This window comes from Bacillus cereus group sp. MYBKT14-1 (assembly GCF_051915185.1).
GTDB lineage: Bacteria > Bacillota > Bacilli > Bacillales > Bacillaceae_G > Bacillus_A > Bacillus_A cereus.
Map to the genome: position 1 here is coordinate 148,944 of NZ_JBQAEF010000002.1, position 18,369 is coordinate 167,312.

Below are 18,369 nucleotides of genomic sequence, written 5' to 3' on the forward strand. Positions count from 1 at the left end.
AAAACAGGATTTTTCACACTGACTAACTATTAGTTTTAAATAATGCGCAACTTCTTTAAGGCATAAGAAATTCCGCCTTCACTCGCCTTCGTTGTAACGAAATCAGCCCTTCTCTTCAACTCCTCTCCACCATTTCCCATCGCAACTCCTAATCCTACATACTGCAACATCTCAATATCATTTCCACCATCGCCAAAAGCAATGGCTTCTAATTTACTAATGTTTAAATGTTCCAATACTTTTTGAATTGCAGTTAGCTTCGATACTTTACTATCTTCCAATACATTTATAACGTAACCATGAAAACGCTCAAACGTAAGTGCTGGATATCTTTCAATGAATTTTTGAGCTTCTGTATCATCAGCATACAGACATATGCAATACATCTCATCTGATAAGTTTCTAACTTTGTCAGGATACTGCTCTAAATTTAAGGTTTCATTTAACGCTCGCATGACACGTTCATCTTTGGAAGCAATATTATTCATTGCAAATTCTTCTGTAAAGTAAGAAACACTGTGACCATGTAATTCAGCAAAATTTGAAATATCATGAACAATTTCGCTTGAAAGTACTGATTTATGTATAACTTCTTTCCCACATTTTATATGTGCACCATTTGCTGAAATAAACGTATTTATACCTAGTTCCTTAAATTGTGAGCATAAACTATATGGTCTTCCAGTTGTAACAACTACGTGAATTCCTTTATCTATTAATCTTTGTACCGCTTCTTTTGTACTTTCGTGCATGCTTCTATCAATCTCACTTAATAACGTACCGTCAACATCGAAAAATACAACTTTGTACATAAGTCTTTACATCCCGTCCAAATGATTCGTATCATTAATGAAATGCACCGTTTTTTGTTCACCCTCAATTTCAATTAAACTTATTCCCGTATCTCCCATTTTGAAATAGTAGTCCATTGAAATTGGCATTTTGAAAAATGCACGTAATAGACTATTAATTACGCCTCCATGGGCAACAATTGCAATTCGGTCATATGTATTCTCTGTCAAGATTTTAGAAAAGATTCCTTCTATTCTCATTCGAAACTCAATAAACGATTCCCCGTTTTCAAAACGATCATGAAGAAACTTTGGCTCTGGATATTTCTTTGCTTCTTCAAATGATAAGCCTGCTTGCACTCCATTATTAAACTCCATTAATTCCTCTTCTAATTGAATTGGACAACCAATTGCTTCTGCTAATGTTTCACCCGTTTCACGAGCGCGTTTTAATGTGCTTGCCCAAATGAAATCTGGTGCAAAATCTTTTTTCACTTTCTGTACAAGTCTTTGTACTTGTTGTCTCCCTTTGTCAGTTAACTCAAAATCAGCTCGACCTTCATGCACATGTAAAATATCAGCTTCTGATTCTCCGTGGCGTATTAGTAGTATTTGCATGTTTCTCTCTCCCTTTATTTAACATTCATAAAATTCCATTATATCACATTTTAAGATTCCAAAATAAAAAAGGAACGGTCTCCCGTCCCTCATCCATTCACTTTTTCCGCATCATTCCAATAATATTTACTAAACGCTTCTGTTAACACATCAATTGTGTTATATAATTCATCTAACGTATTATCAACACCACCAACTTCAATTAACATCGCATTTTTCGATAAATCTTGGTTATAAACGCCATTTCCATCTTTTTTATACTTTGGAAAAATCCCTCTACTTAATCCGTAATAGTTTTCATCTAAATAACTATTGATCGCTCTTGCAATTTTTTCATTTTCAGCACGGCCTTCATTTTCCATCCCAATTATAAAATATAATCTTGCATACGATTTTCCGTTAATTACTTTTGTTGTTACTTTCTTACGCTGATCGTCACGGTGTATATCAATCGGAAACGCAATTTTATTATTTTGTGCTAATGCTTCTTTTACATATTCATGAGACGCTTTATATGACTGATACCATACCCACTTTTTACTCGCTAATAAATCACCCATATTCGTTTTATCATGAACTACCGGAATTCCTTGTCCTTCAAGTTGCTCTTTCATACGTTTCCCTAGTAAAGACACATTTACATCTGGGCTAGATGGATCAGTTGCCCCTGGTAATAATGGAAAGAAGGATTCCCAGCTATGTGTATGATAAATATATACTGCACTTTCACCTTTTTTCGCTCCGTTCTTTTTCTGAACCGGATTATTCTTTTCCGCTTCTGTAACTTTATCTTTTGCTATTTCCCGTTCTTTCGTTACTTCTTCAATCGGTACACTAGATTCATTTGGGATATTTGTCAAGTTTGTCCCTTCCCCAGCTACGATAATATTAGAATAATACTTTGACATACCAGGTACTTCTTTACCGACGAATGTTCTTAAATCTTTAATTTTCAAATCTGTCGCGATAGAGAACATTAAATTCCCAACTGACTCTCTTTTATTCTTCTTAAAATAATCAAATCCGTAATAGCGATTCTCACTTTCTATCATTTGAACAAAACCTTGCATCGATACTTTTCCAAACCATTGATTTGCATAAGTCGATTTCATTGTATGTAAAAATGACGTCAAAATCGACGCTATCATAATTACTATTAGCGCATATAAAAGGAGTAACGAAATCAGCTTCTTCCCATGTATTCGAGTTGCATAATTTTTCACTGCATCACCTTCTTTATACATGGATATGTACAAGCTTTTCAGAATATACGCACAAAAAAAGAGAAATGGTATACCATTTCTCTTCCTCACTTTTATTGTTCTTTTCCTGTATCATTTGAAGGTAGTTTCTTCGCTTGTTTTTCTTTAAATATTTCTCCAATTGCCCCAAGAGTACCAAGTGTTTCAATTGCATTAGACGGAATAAAGACTTTATTTGCTGGTCCTTTTGCAACTTCAGCTAATGACTCAAATGATTTGTAAGCAAGTATACGCTCATCCAAATTCGCTTCACGAAGCAATTCAATACGATTTTGTTCTGCTTTTGCAATTTCTTCAATTGCTCGTGCTTCCCCTTGTGCTTCTAATTCTTTTGCTTCTTTTATACCTTCAGCTTCGCGAATACGTGCTTCTTTATCCCCTTCAGCCATCAAGATTTTACTTTGCTTTTCTCCTTCAGCGCGAAGGACTTTATCTTGTTTTGCTGCTTCAGCTTCTAAAATAATCGCACGTTTATTACGCTCAGCCTTCATTTGTTTTTCCATTGATGCTTGCACATCTTTTGGCGGGTTAATATCAACAACTTCGACACGTTCAATACGTACGCCCCATTTTTCTGTTGCTTCATCAAGCGCTAAGCGGATTTCTGTTGAAATTTTTTCACGACCAGATAACGTTTCATCCAGTTCCATTTTACCGATGATTTGACGCATCGTTGCTGAAGTAATATTACGAACACCATATTCATAGTTTGAAATACCATATGTCGCAAGTTCTGGTTCAACAATTTGATAGAAAATAATTGTATCAATTTCTACTTGAACATTATCTTTCGTAATTACCTTTTGCGGTGGTACATTCGTTTGTTGAATGCGTAAGTCATGATATACACGAACACGATCTACAATTGGTATTAAAATATTTAACCCTGGGTGCATTATACGTTGAAACTTACCAAATCTTTCAACAACCCCAACTTTTTGCTGAGGAATAATTTTAATTGTTAATGCGATAAATGTAACTACAATTAGTGCGAATATAATCGTTAACGTTAATGCTACCATATTTATTCACTCTCCTTTTTCACTTGTAATATAGTACTATGCCTCTTTATAACAACGACTTTTTCTCCAGCATCAATTGAAGAATCTGCAATAGCTGTCCAAGTATCTCCATCCACCTTCACAATACCATTCGCTTCATTTGTAATCGCTTGCATAACAATCCCTCTTTTACCAACAAGCATATCTACTGTATCAGTAAAACCTTTTGCTTCTCGAAAGTTTTTTGAAATTCTTTTCGTAAAGAATGTCAAAGTTAAACTTACAATTGCACCAACAGTAACTTGTAACAGTAGTGCATCAGGAGCAAACAAAGCAATAAGACCTCCGACAACAGCTCCAATTCCAAGCCAAAGCATGTAAAACGTAATCGACAACATTTCCGCGATAAATAAAATACCAGCTATTATAAACCAAATTACCCAAGCAGCCATATGCAACCCTCACTTTCTTTCTCATTTTCTATATGTATATGAAGAAAAGAATGGTTTATCCGCCCTTTCTTACACTTGGGCGTTTGCTACAAGCTATTGTACATATTCACTGTTACAATGATCATTAATATAATACTATATCAATATATTCTTCATTATACATGAAAATCCCTTTCAAAAAGTGACAAAAAATTAAATTCTTTAAAAATTTTAATTTTTAAATTACAATTATTACAATTACTAAATACTATTTTTTATAGAGGTGATATTCTTATTGAGAAACCTGTCACTAATCTACTATTTAGGTTCCAAAATATGCATTACTCTCGCTGACATCGTATATGTAATGATTATTACAACTCATATTTATATAGCAACTAAATCAGCTACTATTACTGCTCTTTTTCCATTATTACAAGTTATCACAAATCTAATTGCTAACATCTCTGCACCACTTATGATAAATCGTTTTCCATCTTATACGCTGTTATATACGCTCCAATGGTTGAAAACAGTCTTTTTACTATTATTAATGATTTTGTTCCCGGTCTTATCCACAAACATTATAACTCTATTAACTTTTATTTTTGTCATTTCATTATGTAGCGGGTGGAGTGCTCCATTATTATACGGTATTCTTCCGCGCCTTACACCGAAAGAAAAATTAGTAAAAGTAAATAGTATCTTTTCCTTTTCAACACAAATTGTGCAAGCCGTTGCTTATTCATTTACGAGTATTGTCGTTCTTCTCATTGGCGCTACTTCTACACTCATGATTAATAACATTTTAATGATTTTCGGATGCATTGCATTACATTTTTCATTACGTTCCATACATACTGAAAGAATAGCAGATTCCCCCTCTTCCAAAAGTACTGTTTTATTGGAAGGGTGGAAACTCCTATTTCAAAATCCTTCCCTCCGTACCGTTACATATATGGACTTAATTGAAACTTTCGCAGGGACAATATGGATTGGTGCTATTACGATGGCATACGTTACGACTATCCTTCATAAAGGCGAAGAATGGTGGGGATATATTAATACAAGTTATTATGTTGGCACGTTAATTGGTGGTCTATTAGCATGGAAAATGAGTTCCTATATTCAAAACAATTTAATACGATCTATGTCGATTGGCTCTCTTATATTTAGCATTCTTACATTTTTATATGGTATGACAAGCAGCGGATTTATTGCGCTTTTTCTATGTGTTCTAATGGGACCATGTTATCAAATTAGAGATATTTCCCAAACGACTGTTTTACAATCAAGTGTCGCCCCTGCTTTATTATCAAAAATGTATACCGCACATGGCGCACTTCTTTCAACAGCCTCTGGACTATCTATGCTTAGCGTTGGCATTATTACTGATATGTTCGGTGTTCGTACAATTTATATCATCGCTTCTATTCTTATTCTATGTTCCGCTTGTTTATCTTTTAGTTTATTAAAATATCATAAGACAGAGCAGAACGATATTTCACTTTAATCACTAAAACAAAAAGGACAGGGATTCCTGTCCTCTTTGTTTATTCTATTCATGATAAGTTGGGGATTTTTCTATGCTTTGTCGCTTGTTCAAAAGCATAAGCTAATTTAATTAATATCCCTTCACTAAAGGCAGTGCTTGCAATGGTAATTCCAAAAGGTCTCCCGCTTTCCATATACCCTGCTGGTATTGCTATAGACGGATAACCCGCTTTCGCACATATAGTAGAACCTATATAGGAAGGAAACAGTATCGCATCAAGATTATATTTTTCCAATGCAAAATCAATGCCTTGTTCTTGAGAAAAATATATATCTTCTAATCTCGCATTTAAATACTCTGGATTTCGTAACGTATTAGGAAAATCTTTTCTTCCCTCTAACTTAGTTTGTCCATATTTTAAAGCTCTTTCTGCTATGTTTTTATTAAACTCCATTAACTCCGAAATAGAATGTACCGGGATAGTAGAAGGTAATTTAGTAAGATAGTTATCTAAACTATGCTTCAGCTCATAAAGCGGAACTCCCCAGCTCCATTCTCTATGAAAAGAAGGAATATCAATATTTTCTACTACTGTCGCTCCTTCATTACGTAATACTTGGATCGTTTCCTTAAACAAGATTTCATCATACTCACCATTTTCGTAATAATCTTTTGGTGCATCGTTAAACACACCAATCTTCGCTCCATTTAAACCATTTGCATCAAGGTAAGATGTATAATTCCGATATGCCCTACCGTCACTTTTGTGAGTAACTACATCTTTCTCATCCACTCCAGTTAAACTCCCTAGCAAAATAGTAGCATCGGTTACCGTTCTAGCAAATGGTCCAGCTGTATCTTGCGAATAAGTAAATGGAATAATTCCTCTACGACTAATTAAACCGACAGTCGGTTTAATACCTACTACAGAATTTTGAACAGCGGGGCTCAAAATAGAAGCATCGGTTTCTGTCCCAACAGATACTACTGTAAAGTTAGCAGCAACTGCTATCGCAGATCCTGTACTAGATCCGCCAACAAACATATGGTCCTTGCCCGTTCCATATGGATTGATTGTTTGACCACCTCTTGCACTATATCCAGCCCACATTTCAAAAGACATTGCATTTGCTAATTCTGTCATATTCGTTTTTCCTATTATCACTGCCCCTGCTTCTCGCAGTTTAGTAACGAGAAATGCATCTTCACTGCTTATATTTTGTTCTAGAGCTATTGTACCTGCACTTGTATGCATGAAGTCATTCGTTTCAATATTATCCTTAAGCAAAACAGGTATTCCATGCAATGGTCCCCTTACGCCGTTTGTCTTTCTTTCATAATCTAACGCTTCTGCAATAAAAATAGCATCTGGATTGATTTCTAAAATTGAATTGATTTTCGGCCCGTCTTGATCATACTTTGCGATTCTATAGAGATAATACATCACTAGCTCTTTTGAAGTTAGCTTTCCAGATTCCATTTCATTTTGAATATCTTGAATTGTTAATTCCTTTTTTAAGATTGAATTAAACTGAATTTCCATTTATATTCTCCCTTATATGAACTTTTTTAACATATACCCCTTACTTTTTCAATTTTTCATCTCAACACATCCTAAATTAATATCCCTTTAAAGAAATTCAATATCCTTATTTAAACACCTTTAATTTCCCGAAAAATAAAAAAAAGTCTGAAACGGATTAACCTTCGCTTCAGACTCTTACATTACTGTGCGTATACTTCATCTAATAAATGTAAAAACTCACCTTGTTTCCCAGCTAATTCAGGGCATTTTGCAATATCAACCCATTCATAGCAAAATACTAATCCTTTATCTTCCTCACCAGCACTTACAATATGTTCCCAAGTATCCTTTACATCTGTTAGTAAAGTTACATGAAAAAAGTGGCGTTTTTCATACTCCTGCTTTTCTTTCATATGTATAATGTAATCTGCTAAAAACCGCTCTATGCATAAATGACGCAATCCGGATTCTTCCTGTACTTCACGCAATATAGCAGCTTCTAACGTTTCACCTTCATCAACCGTCCCCCCTGGCACTTGAATACCAGCTTCATGTATATCACGATGTTTAAAAACAAGTAATTGCATAACCCCCTCTTTTTCTCTTGTAATATATGCATGTACTTTTTTCTTATATAACATCGTCATTGTACATCTCTCCCCTCAATTGTTCACTCTGTTACTTCTTCAAGCGTCAGTTGATTATCATACAAATATGTAGCTTGTGGATTTCCCACATACCTTACGTGCCATGGTTCATACCGATAGCCCGTAATCGTTTCTTTCGCTTTTGTGTATCGAACCACAAAACCAAATTTATGGGCATTTTCAGAAAGCCACTGACCTTCTTTCGTTTCCCCAAAAACTGTCTCTAACTGAAATTTAGCAGATTGAGACGTAATATCCATAGCTAGTCCAGTTTGATGCTCACTTGTGCCAGGAACCGCGCTAGACATTGCTGTTTTTGCTTCCCCGTCTTGTTTTTTATACATCGTATTTAATGCTTTTTGTCGATCAAAAGATCTAAATCCAGAAACTGCAAAAAGAAAAATACGCTCGTTGTCAGCCTGCTGAAACATATCCTCAAGCGCCCTCGCTGCCTCTTTTCTCATCTTTTTCTTTTCTTGATCACCTTCACTAGAGTAGCGCACTTTCGGAATAACTAAATCTGGCGGTCTATACCCATCTGGTAAACGCCTACTTTTATTTACAAGTACAAGCATTGAATTCGGATTATTAATTACCGCAATATCCCCATCCATATTAGCAATCGTTTCTTTCGCTTTCGGAAATATGCTATTTACACTTACTTCCCGCGCCTGCTTATCCTTATACATTTTATAATTGATTCCTGCTACTCCAATAATAATTATTGCAGCTACAATACCAAGTAGTGCCCATCTTTTTTTCATATAACGACCTCTTATTTTAATAATTTGGCCATTTCATACTCATCGATGCCCTTTCCATCGATAATAAGAGCAGCTTTTTTGACACCTTCTTTCTCAAATCCAGCTTTTTTATATAGTGCCTGAGCTCTTGTATTGTGGGCCATTACTGTTAATTCTAAACGCCATACATCATGTAATTTTGCCCACTTCTCAACCTCTTTAAACAATCTCGTCCCAATACCTCGCCCGTTATACTCTTGCAAAATACCAATTACAATGGTTGCCACATGCCTCTTTCTTTGAATGTTATTTCCATTCACTAATATAAAACCTACTATCCTCTCATCTTCAACTGCTACAAATATTGTTGCATATTCATTTTCTATAAAGCGATGGATCATTTTTTCTTGTTGCTCAGCTGTAGTTTTTCTTTCTCCTGGTTCATATAACATAAACTTCGTTTCTTCATCTAATTGCTTACTTAATTGCAAAAATGATGATGTATCTTCTATTTCGATCTCCCTAATCACTTCAATCACCCTACCAGTTTCATAATAAAAAGTTTTCCTTATAAAAAGATTTTCTCTACTTTCCTGAAAATCCCTTTGTAAATCTCCTACTATAAATTGACAAATTTCGATATTACTATAACAACGACAAATTATGTCTATTCTGTGACATCTCATCATTACAAAGAAAAAACGCAAGCATTACACTTACGTTTTTCCAAGATTGAAGTGAGCTAATAATTATCGATAGATGTCCTGGCTAATTCACGTTTCACTTTATCCATTCACTTTTTCTGCCTGCCAAAAATATTCACCAAATGCTTTAGCAAGTGCATCAATTGATCGATTCAATTCTTCCTCCGTATTATCTACACCGCCAACTTCTATTAATATCGCTTGTCCTGATAGGTCTTGATTATAGATTCCATTTCCTGTCTGGAACCCTTTTTGAATGACCCCACGGCTCACTCCTGGATATTTCTTATTAATCGCCTCATGTAAAGCTGTCGCTAATTGTAAGTTTTTTTCATAGTTTTTATTTCCTTTTCCTACTACAAATGCAAGCTTTGCATATGATTTATCTCCAATTGTTTTTGTCGTTACATTCTTTCGGGCACTATCACGATGCAAATCAAAAAAGTATTGAAGATCTTTATTTCCAGCCATAGCTTGCTGCACAATTTCTCGTGACATTTTATACGAACTATTACTGTTTAAACCTTTACTTATTAACTTTTGACCAACATCACTCTTATCGTTAGTAGCTCCAATCCCTTCACCTTCTAGTTGTTCACGGAAACGATCTCCTAATATAGAAATATTCGACACAGAACTCGTTGCTTTATTCGGATTCGGGTCATTCGTTAAGTTAAGTAAAGGTAAATAAGATTCCCAGCTATGTGTATGATAAATAAACGCAACTTGTCTCTTCCCAGTCGTTTGGGACGGCTGTTTTTTCTCTTTATTCGTATCTTGTTTAGGTGCTTGTCCAGTTCCACTAGTCCGTTCCTTCACTACTTCTTCAAGAGGAACACTCGACTCTATCGGTAAGTTAGAATAATTTGTACCCTCACCCGCAATAACAATTTCTGTATCGTACTTACCAAATCCCGGGAGCTCTTTCCCGACAAAACTGCGTACATCATTAAAGCGAATATTTGTAGCCATAGAAAAGAGAAAAGAAGAAATTGAAAAATCTTGATTCAAATTTCGATACTCCTGTGTAAAATAATGATTCTCTTTTCCAAGTACATACATGTAACCATTCATCGATAACTCATTTAACCAATTATATAAATACGTTGACTTTGTCTCTTTCATAGAGGTTACCATCAGACTAATAAGAAAAAAAGTCGCTAGCACTGTAGTAATAACAAATAAAACTAACTTACGCATATTTGTAAACTTCATAAAAAAAAAGCCCCGATTCATACTATCACCTCTCTATTTCAAGTTATGTACAAGCCCTAGAGAATAGACCGTTAAAATTTCGGCTATATTGTTAATGAGGTGAAATGAATTGAAGCTATTAATAGGAATATTACCAATCGCTCTATCATTCATTTTTTATTTGTCCGCTAAGCAACCAAAAATCTCTATTGTGCTACATATTTCTGCGTACTTGGCACTATATGTACTTGGTACAATTATTTCCATTAATATATACGATGTTTTAATACAAGATTTAGTTTTCATGACGAGCATTCATGGAATTTTACTGAATCCATTTTTCCTTATTGCAGGAGCGTATATAGGAACATACACTTTGTACCTACTTTTTTCTCACATTATTATGAAAATAAAAAATGGAGCGTAACGAAATGCAACCACCATTTATCTGTCATACATGCAAAAAAAGAATTGTGAGAAAGAAAGACCTTATTACAGCCACATGGTACTTCCGCTTTTATTTATTTCACAGTGATTGTTTTAAACGACAGCAAGTGTTTATCTCACGATTTCTCCCTGTGAATACACTTTTCAATTTCTTTCTTATTATATATGGACTTATTTTTGGCAGTATTCTTATGATTACAGAACCATCTATTATTTGGCTGACTTTCTTTTTTCCCATTTTTTATCGGTTTCTTTCTTATTATTATGTTGAACGTTTTTTCTCTACATAACGCGCAGACTGACCTCTCGGAATACTTAAACATTCCCACTCATTTTCTTTTAACATCTTCCCAATGTAAATAATCTGACCAATATGCAATGCATAATGAGAAATTTGCCTTTCAATTGCTTGCATGACAGTATGTACTTCACCGCGAATGTATACCGTCTTCAATAAGTGTTCCGGCGTTAAAGTATTCATCGTATTAAAAACATATTTCCATCCTTCTTGCCAAGCTATAAGGGCTTCTTCTTTTGAATGATAGCATCCTTCAAATTCACCATCTCGATTACGATCTGTTTTTTCACCATCAGACGTTAAAAAATCCGTCCATCTAGAACGCATATTACCGTGCAGATGCTTAATAATAATCGCTATACTATTTGTTTCTTCATGAGAAGACCATTGTATTTGTTCATATGATAATTGAGAAAGTGCCAGTTCTCCTTGTTTCTTTATTGCTTTAAAGTTCGAAATCGCACATTGTAAATATTCTCGTCCGATATCCATATTAGTTCCTACCTTCACCCTAGCTAATTTTCGTTCCATTTGGCAATTCCATATTAGGCTGAAGCAACACAACATCATCAGCTTCAGGAACGCCGCCAAGCACAAGCACTTCTGATTTGAATCCAGCTACACGCTTTGGTGGAAAGTTTACAACAGCAACGATTTGTTGACCGATTAACTCTTCTGGCCTATACCTTTTCGTAATTTGAGCACTTGACTGCTTTATCCCGATTTCTCCAAAATCTATTGCTAGTTTAATCGCTGGTACTCTCGCTTCTTTAAATTCCTCTGCATGTATTACAGTTCCAATTCTCAAATCCAAATTTAAAAAATCTTCAAAATTAGCCATTTATCATTCCTCCCAAGTTATTACTTAGACAAAATACAAAAATCCCCTTCAAAAAAAGAAAGGTGCCTAAGCACCTTTCTTTTGTAATTCACTTGGTTCATTTGATTTATAGAAGAAGAAACCGAGAATCCCGCCAATACATGATGGAATTAACCATCCGATTCCTTCGTTATATAACGGTAACATTTGTAGTACATTAGAAATCGCGTCAATTTTAATTTTCGCACTTTCTAAACCGTTAAAGAAACTAATTAACAATGCACCTAAAATAGCTCCAATATAAATTGTATTACGCTTCCCAATCCACTTATGGAAATACGAAAGTACGATTAATACAATTGCAACTGGATAAATGATCATTAACACAGGTAATGTTACTGCGATTAATTGTGTTAAACCTAGGTTAGATACAATTAAACTAAATACACATACCATTGTTACAATCGTTTTATGCGAAAATTTCGGGAATAAGTTTGTAAAGAAACCTGCACACGCAGATGTTAACCCAACAGAAGTTGTTAAACAAGCGAGTATAATAACAAGCCCTAATAAAATTTTACCACTCGTCCCATATAGCTCATTTACAACATTCGTTAAAATAAGGCCACCGTTTTCTGAGATACCAAGCGATGTACTTGTTGAACCAAGATAAGCAAGTGATAAATAAATTAACGTTAAACCAAGTACAGCAATAATACCTGATACTACTGTTATTTTTGCAATTTGACTACTCTCTTTTATCCCTTTAGAGCGGATAACTTGTACAACGACAATTCCGAATATGAGCGCGCTAATTGCATCCATCGTTAAATATCCTTGAATAAATCCACCAAAGAAAGCATTTTCTTTGTAAGCAGCTAGCGGCGCAGCTGGCTCTCCAATTGGATCAATAATTGCCTTTCCGACAATAACAGCAACAATTAATACTAATAATGGTGTAAGAAACTTTCCGAACCAATCCACTAATTTAGATGGATTTAATGATAAATACCACGTTATTCCGAAGAAAACTATCGTGAAAAGAAATAGCATGTACCACTCTGAAACCATTGCCTCTGATAAAAACGGCTTCATACCCATTTCAAACGAAACAGCTCCAGTACGAGGAATCGCGAAAAATGGTCCAATTGCTAAATAACTAATCAATGGGAAAATAAACGCAAATATAGGGTGGACTCTAGAAGATAGCGCTTTCAAGTCCCCCTCTACAAACGCGACAGCTGTTACAGCTAGTAGGGGTAATCCGACTCCCGTTACAAGGAATCCTATTGTAGCAATCCAAACATTCTCTCCTGCTTGTTGACCTAAAACTGGCGGAAAAATTAAATTTCCTGCTCCTAAAAATAATGCAAATAGCATTAAACCAATTGCTACCGTATCACCTGGCCTTAAACGTCCCTTCATGCTCTTCATTTGCATAGCACTTTTTCATTGTTTATCTCTATATTTTACAATATGCTATGCATCCTCCTCTCTGCTCAAGATGATAAAATATGCCCCTTACAAAGCAGTGTCTTTCTCCATAATTTCTCCATTCCCCTTATTTTTACTCTAATCATTAATACAATTATTATTTTGAATTTTGATTTTTTTGAATTTTTAAATCATTAGAGTGTTATTACGTGGAGTGTAGATGTCAGACCTCTTTGTTTTTATCACACATATAGTAACATATTTAGTTGCAAAATAAAAACATATTTTCAAATTGATTTTTTTGAAAATCGAAATTATCTACATTTTTTATTCTCTTACACAAATATTGTTACAATCTCACCTATTATTCGATTGTTATTTTCAAATAACTTTATACACGTAACATACAAAAGCCATCTAATATATAATTAGATGGCTTTTGTATGTTACTCTATCGTTTCAACTTCACGTGGATTTTTCATCTCTTCCACATACACAACTCTAAATCCGTGATCTTCTAAATCTTTCAATAATGTCTCTAATTCACCGTCGTTAAACTCTTCTCCTAATGTAAACATAATTCTACGAACTAATAAGGCATCATTATCAAAAGTCATCAAACTTTGAATACCAGTGTATTTCTTTAAAACTGTCGATAATTTTTGGATTGCTCCATTATAGTCTTGCGTTCCAATCATGACAGAGTATTTACTAGAGTGAACGCCCCATGCATCCTCTAATAACTCAAAAACTTTTTTATGCGTTAAAATTCCAAGGAAAACCCCTTTTTCATCAACTACTGATAAATAAGGCAATTTTTTTATTGTAAAAAATACTTTAAAGAAAGATGAATCTTCTCTCACAAATCCTTCTTTATCGTTTAATAATTGTATTACACTCTCATCAAGTGATCCTTTATATTCTAAAATATCTACTTTATATATATTCCCTAAAAATTTCTCTTTTTTTTCATCTAAAACTGGTACACAGCGATACCCCGTTTTATTTAAATGCTCTAACGCTTCCCCAATCGTAATCGAACTTGAGCACAGTAAAACTTCCCTTTTCGGCACGTAATTCCCTTTAATCCTCATAAAAAGCCTCCTTATGTTAAAATACTTTCTGTGCCATAACTATATTATATTTTCAGAAAAAAATAAATAATTTATTTTATTTTTCTGAAAATTATTCATTTTCTTGTCATAATTTATTCATGAATCCTTCACTTGTATATTTTTGCTATCAAATCTTCTCTCTGAATTACTAAATGAAAAATATATTGTAACTTCTTTCAAAAAAAGCTAAAATAAGAATAAGAATTTTCTGAATATTCTAAGAGTAGGTGGTTATATGTCCTTATTACGCTCACATATATGTAAATTTATAATTGGTGTTATTGTTATTTTTGCCATAAGTCCTATTCCAGCTCTTTTTATTACACACAATTACTCTTATCAAAATGGATTTATTAGCATTTTTCAAAACTTCGCACAGCTTTCTTCTATATCAATTCCAAAGGTTGATTGGATGCATGAATCTATCTTTTTCTCAGCAAACCAAATGATACATACTTCTAATCATTCAACACCATTATTCCCTTACATATGGGAAATATATTTTATATCGATTGTTCGTTTTACTTTTACCCTTGCGATCGGATTTTTCATAAGTTTGGGTATCGGCCATTTATTTTTCAAAGTACCTAACTCGTTTAAAAAGTTTACTACTGTATTGAAATGGATACCTTACTCTTTTTGCACTGTAGTATTACAATGTTCAGTCTTATTACTACTTCTATACATCGCACAATTTATAAACCTTCCTTACTACTCATCATTTATCATCGTATGTAGTACTTCCATGATTATCGTTATGCAAGCAGTAAAAAAATGGATTCCTTTCTTAAAAAACACAAATGAATATGAAATAAAACATGATTCTTTTCTTGTAGACACATTGTTTTTAGCGCTTACTTCAAATCATAAATCAATTTTAGGTTCCATTATTCTTTCATTCGTTTTTATGGAATGCGTTTTTCATGCAAATGGCCTGTTACAATTTATCGTTCAATTTGGCGGAAATTCACCCATAATTGTTACAATCGGCTTATTACTACTCTATATCCCATATAGCATACTTTCTTTCCTTCAAACACTATGGACCACAAACTACTCCAAGCAACAGTCATACACTTTAACGAGAAGTGTTCCAAAACCTTAATTTAAAATAACCCTCTATAATCTAAAAGTAGGGGGTTATTCCTTTTGTATAGCGGACAAAATAACAGCAAATTCAAAAACTATTACAGAAACATACCAATATTTACCCTTTTCCTTTGACTATTCTTTTCATTTGGATTTATTATAAAAGTATAACATAATTGCAGGAGGTGACATCTTTATTCCAAACCTTGGAATGGAGAACACGCTTGGACATATTAAATATTTTTCTCATCTTTGTACTTATTCTTATTTCTGGCTTTTTCGTTGCATCAGAATTCGCTGTTGTAAAAGTACGAAAAAGTCGAATTGACCAACTTGCAAATGAAGGTAATAAACAAGCTTTAGCTGCAAGAAGCGTCCTATCTAATTTAGATGTTTATTTATCAGCTTGTCAGCTCGGAATTACAATCACTTCTTTAGGGCTTGGTTGGCTTGGTGAACCGACTGTGGAACATATACTACGACCGCTCTTTGAAAAAATTAATATTACTGGAACAATGGCTAACACTTTATCTTTTGTTATTGCTTTTAGTGTTATTACATTTTTCCACGTTGTATTAGGTGAATTAGTTCCAAAGTCTTTCGCAATTCAAAAAGCAGAAGCAATCACACTCAAATTTGCAAGACCGCTTATTTTATTTGATAAAATTATGTATCCATTCATTTGGCTACTCAATAGTACAGCTATATTTTTCACAAAACTACTCGGATTAGAACCTGCGAAGGAAAGTGAACTTGCTCATTCTGAAGAGGAATTGCGACTCATTTTAGGTGAAAGTTTTAAAAGCGGTGAAATAAACCAAACCGAATATAAATATGTAAATAACATTTTTGAATTTGATGATCGAGTTGCGAAAGAAATTATGGTTCCTCGTACCGAAATGATTTGCTTGTCTACTGAAAATACGTTAGAAGAAAATATGGATATCGTCGCTACTGAAAAATATACACGCTATCCAATCATTGAAAAAGATAAAGATGATATCATCGGGATGATCAATACGAAAGAAGTATTCCATGATCAAACGAAAGGTATTTATAAACCACTTGAATCTTATATACATCCTGTTCTAACTGTATTTGAAACAGTTCCAATTCGTAAAACGTTAGTCCACCTTCAAAAAAATCGCGTTCAGATGGCAATCGTTATGGATGAATATGGTGGTACTGCCGGACTTTTAACGATGGAAGATATTCTTGAAGAAATCATTGGAGAAATTCAAGATGAATTCGATGCTGATGAATCACCTATGATTGAAAAGCGTACACCTAAGCTTACTGTTTTAGATGGAAAAGTGCTTATTTCTGAAGTAAATGATATGTTTGGCCTACATATTGATGATAGTGATTTAGATACAATCGGAGGATGGCTTCTCTCTCAAGCAGTTGACTTAAATATTGAAGCTGGCTATTCCATTGAATATGCTGGTTTTCAATTTAAAGTATTAGAACTTGATGGACATCAAGTCAAAAAAGTTGCTGTACATAAACTAGATATTAAAAAGGAGCTATAAAGTGACTGTTTTATTAACAATTTGTATCATTGCCTGTTTCGTTGTTTCATTTCTCGCCTTTATTTATCCAATTATCCCTGGCATACTAGCTGTTTGGGCTGGATATTTGATTTACCATTTCGGTATAAATGGAAGCGAATTAACAACTTCTTTTTGGATTATTCAAGTCATTTTCACTCTTTTCATTTTCGTTGCTGATTTTATTGCAAATGGATATTTCTTAAAAAAATACGGTAGTTCTAAATGGGGCGAACGTGTCGGAATGATTTCTATCATTGTCGGCTCGTTCTTCTTCCCGCCATTCGGACTTATTATCATACCGTTTTTATCAGTATTTATAACAGAACTAGTACATAAAAAAGCGCCAAAAGATGCCTTTCTAGTTGGAGTCGCTACTGTAGTTGGTTTTTTAAGCAGTACAGTAGCGAAAGCAATTCTCCAAATCATTATGATTATCATCTTCTTGTGTTATATCATCTTTTAACCATCCCGACTTCGGGATGGTTTTTTAATATGCAATACCTACTCGACTATTTTCATATATGTTTTTCTTACATAGATCCCATGCAAAGTGTGCTGTATCACCCACTGTAATTTTTGATCCACCTTCTGGCAATATATCTTTTTCAGTTCGATATACCTCTGTCGCCTCACCATCTATTAAATGTGTCGGACAAACAACTGTCCAACATAAATCATTACTATTACTTAGTACTTTATATGCAGCCAAATGATCTTCCGCTGCCGTTGTCGTTTTCCTTTTTGATTCCGGTGATTGAAAACGATATAAATTTAGATCTGTTCTTGCTTGTAAAATACCAGCTGTTCCTATTGTTATGATTCTACGAATCCCTTCTTCTTCCATTTTCTTTATAATTTGTGGCATACTCTTCGCTAATGTTCCATTTTGATCCGTTCCAAGTGCACTAATTACTATATCGCTTCCTTCTATCGCTTTCTTTATATCATTTTCGTTCAATACATTCCCTTCTATCACTCTTAACCTTTCATGTTGTATTTCTATTCTATTTAAATCACGCGCTAATGCAGTCACTTCAGCTGAATCCTTTAATGCTAAATTAATTATGTTTGAACCTACTCGTCCTGTTGCTCCCAATATACATACTTTCATTTGTTTTCCCCCTCTTTCATTCTCTTTCTATTTTTCAATAATCTCAGTCAATTTACAACAAAAAGCTTCCTCATATATAAGAGGAAGCTTT

The 18,369-nt window shown here is 34.1% G+C and carries 21 protein-coding genes; 6 read left to right on the top strand and 15 right to left on the bottom strand.

Annotation, left to right across the window (positions count from 1 at the left end; genetic code table 11):
* Positions 1–35: 35 nt before the first annotated feature.
* From ACTFO4_RS07310 to ACTFO4_RS07330, 5 genes are all read right to left on the bottom strand, one after another.
* Positions 36–812, bottom strand: a complete 777-nt coding sequence (locus ACTFO4_RS07310; RefSeq protein WP_000278973.1) for a Cof-type HAD-IIB family hydrolase — start codon at positions 810–812, stop codon at positions 36–38.
* Positions 813–818: 6 nt separating this feature from the next.
* Positions 819–1,409 (bottom strand): histidine phosphatase family protein, encoded by a 591-nt coding sequence (locus ACTFO4_RS07315; protein WP_001166435.1) that lies wholly within the window; start codon positions 1,407–1,409, stop codon positions 819–821.
* 89 nt (positions 1,410–1,498) lie between these two features.
* The gene (gene spoIIP / locus ACTFO4_RS07320) at positions 1,499–2,704 is read right to left on the bottom strand and encodes a stage II sporulation protein P (protein ID WP_326234910.1); all 1,206 of its coding nucleotides are present in this window, start codon (positions 2,702–2,704) and stop codon (positions 1,499–1,501) included.
* Positions 2,705–2,724: 20 nt separating this feature from the next.
* On the bottom strand, positions 2,725–3,693 hold the full coding sequence (locus ACTFO4_RS07325; RefSeq protein ID WP_000226252.1) for an SPFH domain-containing protein: 969 nt from the start codon (positions 3,691–3,693) through the stop codon (positions 2,725–2,727).
* A gap of 2 nt (positions 3,694–3,695) precedes the next feature.
* Entirely contained in the window at positions 3,696–4,124 is a 429-nt protein-coding gene (locus tag ACTFO4_RS07330; protein WP_000741976.1) for an NfeD family protein, read from the bottom strand.
* Positions 4,125–4,398: 274 nt separating this feature from the next.
* Here ACTFO4_RS07330 and ACTFO4_RS07335 point away from each other — a divergent pair, with 274 nt between their 5' ends.
* Positions 4,399–5,616 (top strand): MFS transporter, encoded by a 1,218-nt coding sequence (locus tag ACTFO4_RS07335; RefSeq protein ID WP_141540737.1) that lies wholly within the window; start codon positions 4,399–4,401, stop codon positions 5,614–5,616.
* A gap of 49 nt (positions 5,617–5,665) precedes the next feature.
* Here ACTFO4_RS07335 and ACTFO4_RS07340 read toward each other — a convergent pair whose 3' ends face one another.
* The 5 genes from ACTFO4_RS07340 to spoIIP (ACTFO4_RS07360) form a co-directional block, all read right to left on the bottom strand.
* A complete protein-coding gene (locus tag ACTFO4_RS07340) occupies positions 5,666–7,141 on the bottom strand; it encodes an amidase family protein (protein ID WP_440013563.1) in 1,476 nt (491 codons plus the stop codon).
* A 182-nt stretch (positions 7,142–7,323) separates the two neighbouring features.
* Positions 7,324–7,770, bottom strand: coding sequence for an NUDIX hydrolase (locus tag ACTFO4_RS07345; protein WP_000178285.1), 447 nt, complete (start codon positions 7,768–7,770; stop codon positions 7,324–7,326).
* A gap of 23 nt (positions 7,771–7,793) precedes the next feature.
* Positions 7,794–8,534, bottom strand: coding sequence for a M15 family metallopeptidase (locus ACTFO4_RS07350; RefSeq protein WP_000747647.1), 741 nt, complete (start codon positions 8,532–8,534; stop codon positions 7,794–7,796).
* A gap of 11 nt (positions 8,535–8,545) precedes the next feature.
* A complete protein-coding gene (locus tag ACTFO4_RS07355; protein ID WP_119683216.1) occupies positions 8,546–9,043 on the bottom strand; it encodes a GNAT family N-acetyltransferase in 498 nt (165 codons plus the stop codon).
* A gap of 255 nt (positions 9,044–9,298) precedes the next feature.
* On the bottom strand, positions 9,299–10,453 hold the full coding sequence (spoIIP, locus tag ACTFO4_RS07360) for a stage II sporulation protein P (RefSeq protein WP_001079278.1): 1,155 nt from the start codon (positions 10,451–10,453) through the stop codon (positions 9,299–9,301).
* An 88-nt stretch (positions 10,454–10,541) separates the two neighbouring features.
* On the opposite strand from spoIIP (ACTFO4_RS07360), the gene ACTFO4_RS07365 reads away from it, so the two are divergent.
* Both ACTFO4_RS07365 and ACTFO4_RS07370 read left to right on the top strand, forming a co-directional pair.
* Positions 10,542–10,838, top strand: a complete 297-nt coding sequence (locus tag ACTFO4_RS07365) for a hypothetical protein (RefSeq protein ID WP_088322216.1) — start codon at positions 10,542–10,544, stop codon at positions 10,836–10,838.
* Between the two features lie 4 nt (positions 10,839–10,842).
* On the top strand, positions 10,843–11,148 hold the full coding sequence (locus ACTFO4_RS07370) for a hypothetical protein (protein WP_002164560.1): 306 nt from the start codon (positions 10,843–10,845) through the stop codon (positions 11,146–11,148).
* On the opposite strand, the gene ACTFO4_RS07375 is transcribed toward ACTFO4_RS07370, so the two are convergent.
* The 4 genes from ACTFO4_RS07375 to cbpA form a co-directional block, all read right to left on the bottom strand.
* A complete protein-coding gene (locus ACTFO4_RS07375) occupies positions 11,121–11,687 on the bottom strand; it encodes a DUF1572 domain-containing protein (RefSeq protein ID WP_440013560.1) in 567 nt (188 codons plus the stop codon). The two genes, ACTFO4_RS07370 and ACTFO4_RS07375, sit on opposite strands and share 28 nt — an antisense overlap.
* Positions 11,668–11,997 carry a chaperone CsaA gene (csaA, locus tag ACTFO4_RS07380; protein WP_001263014.1) on the bottom strand — a complete coding sequence of 110 codons (330 nt, stop codon included), beginning with the start codon at positions 11,995–11,997 and terminating at the stop codon, positions 11,668–11,670. Before csaA ends, ACTFO4_RS07375 begins: the two co-directional genes overlap by 20 nt.
* 66 nt (positions 11,998–12,063) lie before the next feature.
* On the bottom strand, positions 12,064–13,401 hold the full coding sequence (gene brnQ4 / locus ACTFO4_RS07385; RefSeq protein ID WP_440013608.1) for a branched-chain amino acid transport system II carrier protein BrnQ4: 1,338 nt from the start codon (positions 13,399–13,401) through the stop codon (positions 12,064–12,066).
* Positions 13,402–13,856: 455 nt separating this feature from the next.
* Positions 13,857–14,504: a cyclic di-AMP binding protein CbpA gene (gene cbpA, locus ACTFO4_RS07390; RefSeq protein ID WP_001220526.1), complete on the bottom strand. Its 648-nt coding sequence runs from the start codon at positions 14,502–14,504 to the stop codon at positions 13,857–13,859.
* Between the two features lie 256 nt (positions 14,505–14,760).
* Here cbpA and ACTFO4_RS07395 point away from each other — a divergent pair, with 256 nt between their 5' ends.
* The 3 genes from ACTFO4_RS07395 (at position 14,761) to ACTFO4_RS07405 (ending at position 17,630) form a co-directional block, all read left to right on the top strand.
* Positions 14,761–15,630 (top strand): hypothetical protein, encoded by an 870-nt coding sequence (locus ACTFO4_RS07395; RefSeq protein WP_000055268.1) that lies wholly within the window; start codon positions 14,761–14,763, stop codon positions 15,628–15,630.
* Positions 15,631–15,838: 208 nt separating this feature from the next.
* The gene (locus ACTFO4_RS07400) at positions 15,839–17,146 is read left to right on the top strand and encodes a hemolysin family protein (RefSeq protein WP_000353738.1); all 1,308 of its coding nucleotides are present in this window, start codon (positions 15,839–15,841) and stop codon (positions 17,144–17,146) included.
* Position 17,147: 1 nt separating this feature from the next.
* Positions 17,148–17,630 carry a DUF456 domain-containing protein gene (locus ACTFO4_RS07405; protein ID WP_061457091.1) on the top strand — a complete coding sequence of 161 codons (483 nt, stop codon included), beginning with the start codon at positions 17,148–17,150 and terminating at the stop codon, positions 17,628–17,630.
* Positions 17,631–17,654: 24 nt separating this feature from the next.
* Here the strand turns inward: ACTFO4_RS07405 and ACTFO4_RS07410 are convergent, their stop codons facing one another.
* Positions 17,655–18,278, bottom strand: a complete 624-nt coding sequence (locus tag ACTFO4_RS07410; RefSeq protein ID WP_088345885.1) for an NAD(P)-dependent oxidoreductase — start codon at positions 18,276–18,278, stop codon at positions 17,655–17,657.
* Positions 18,279–18,369 lie beyond the last annotated feature (91 nt).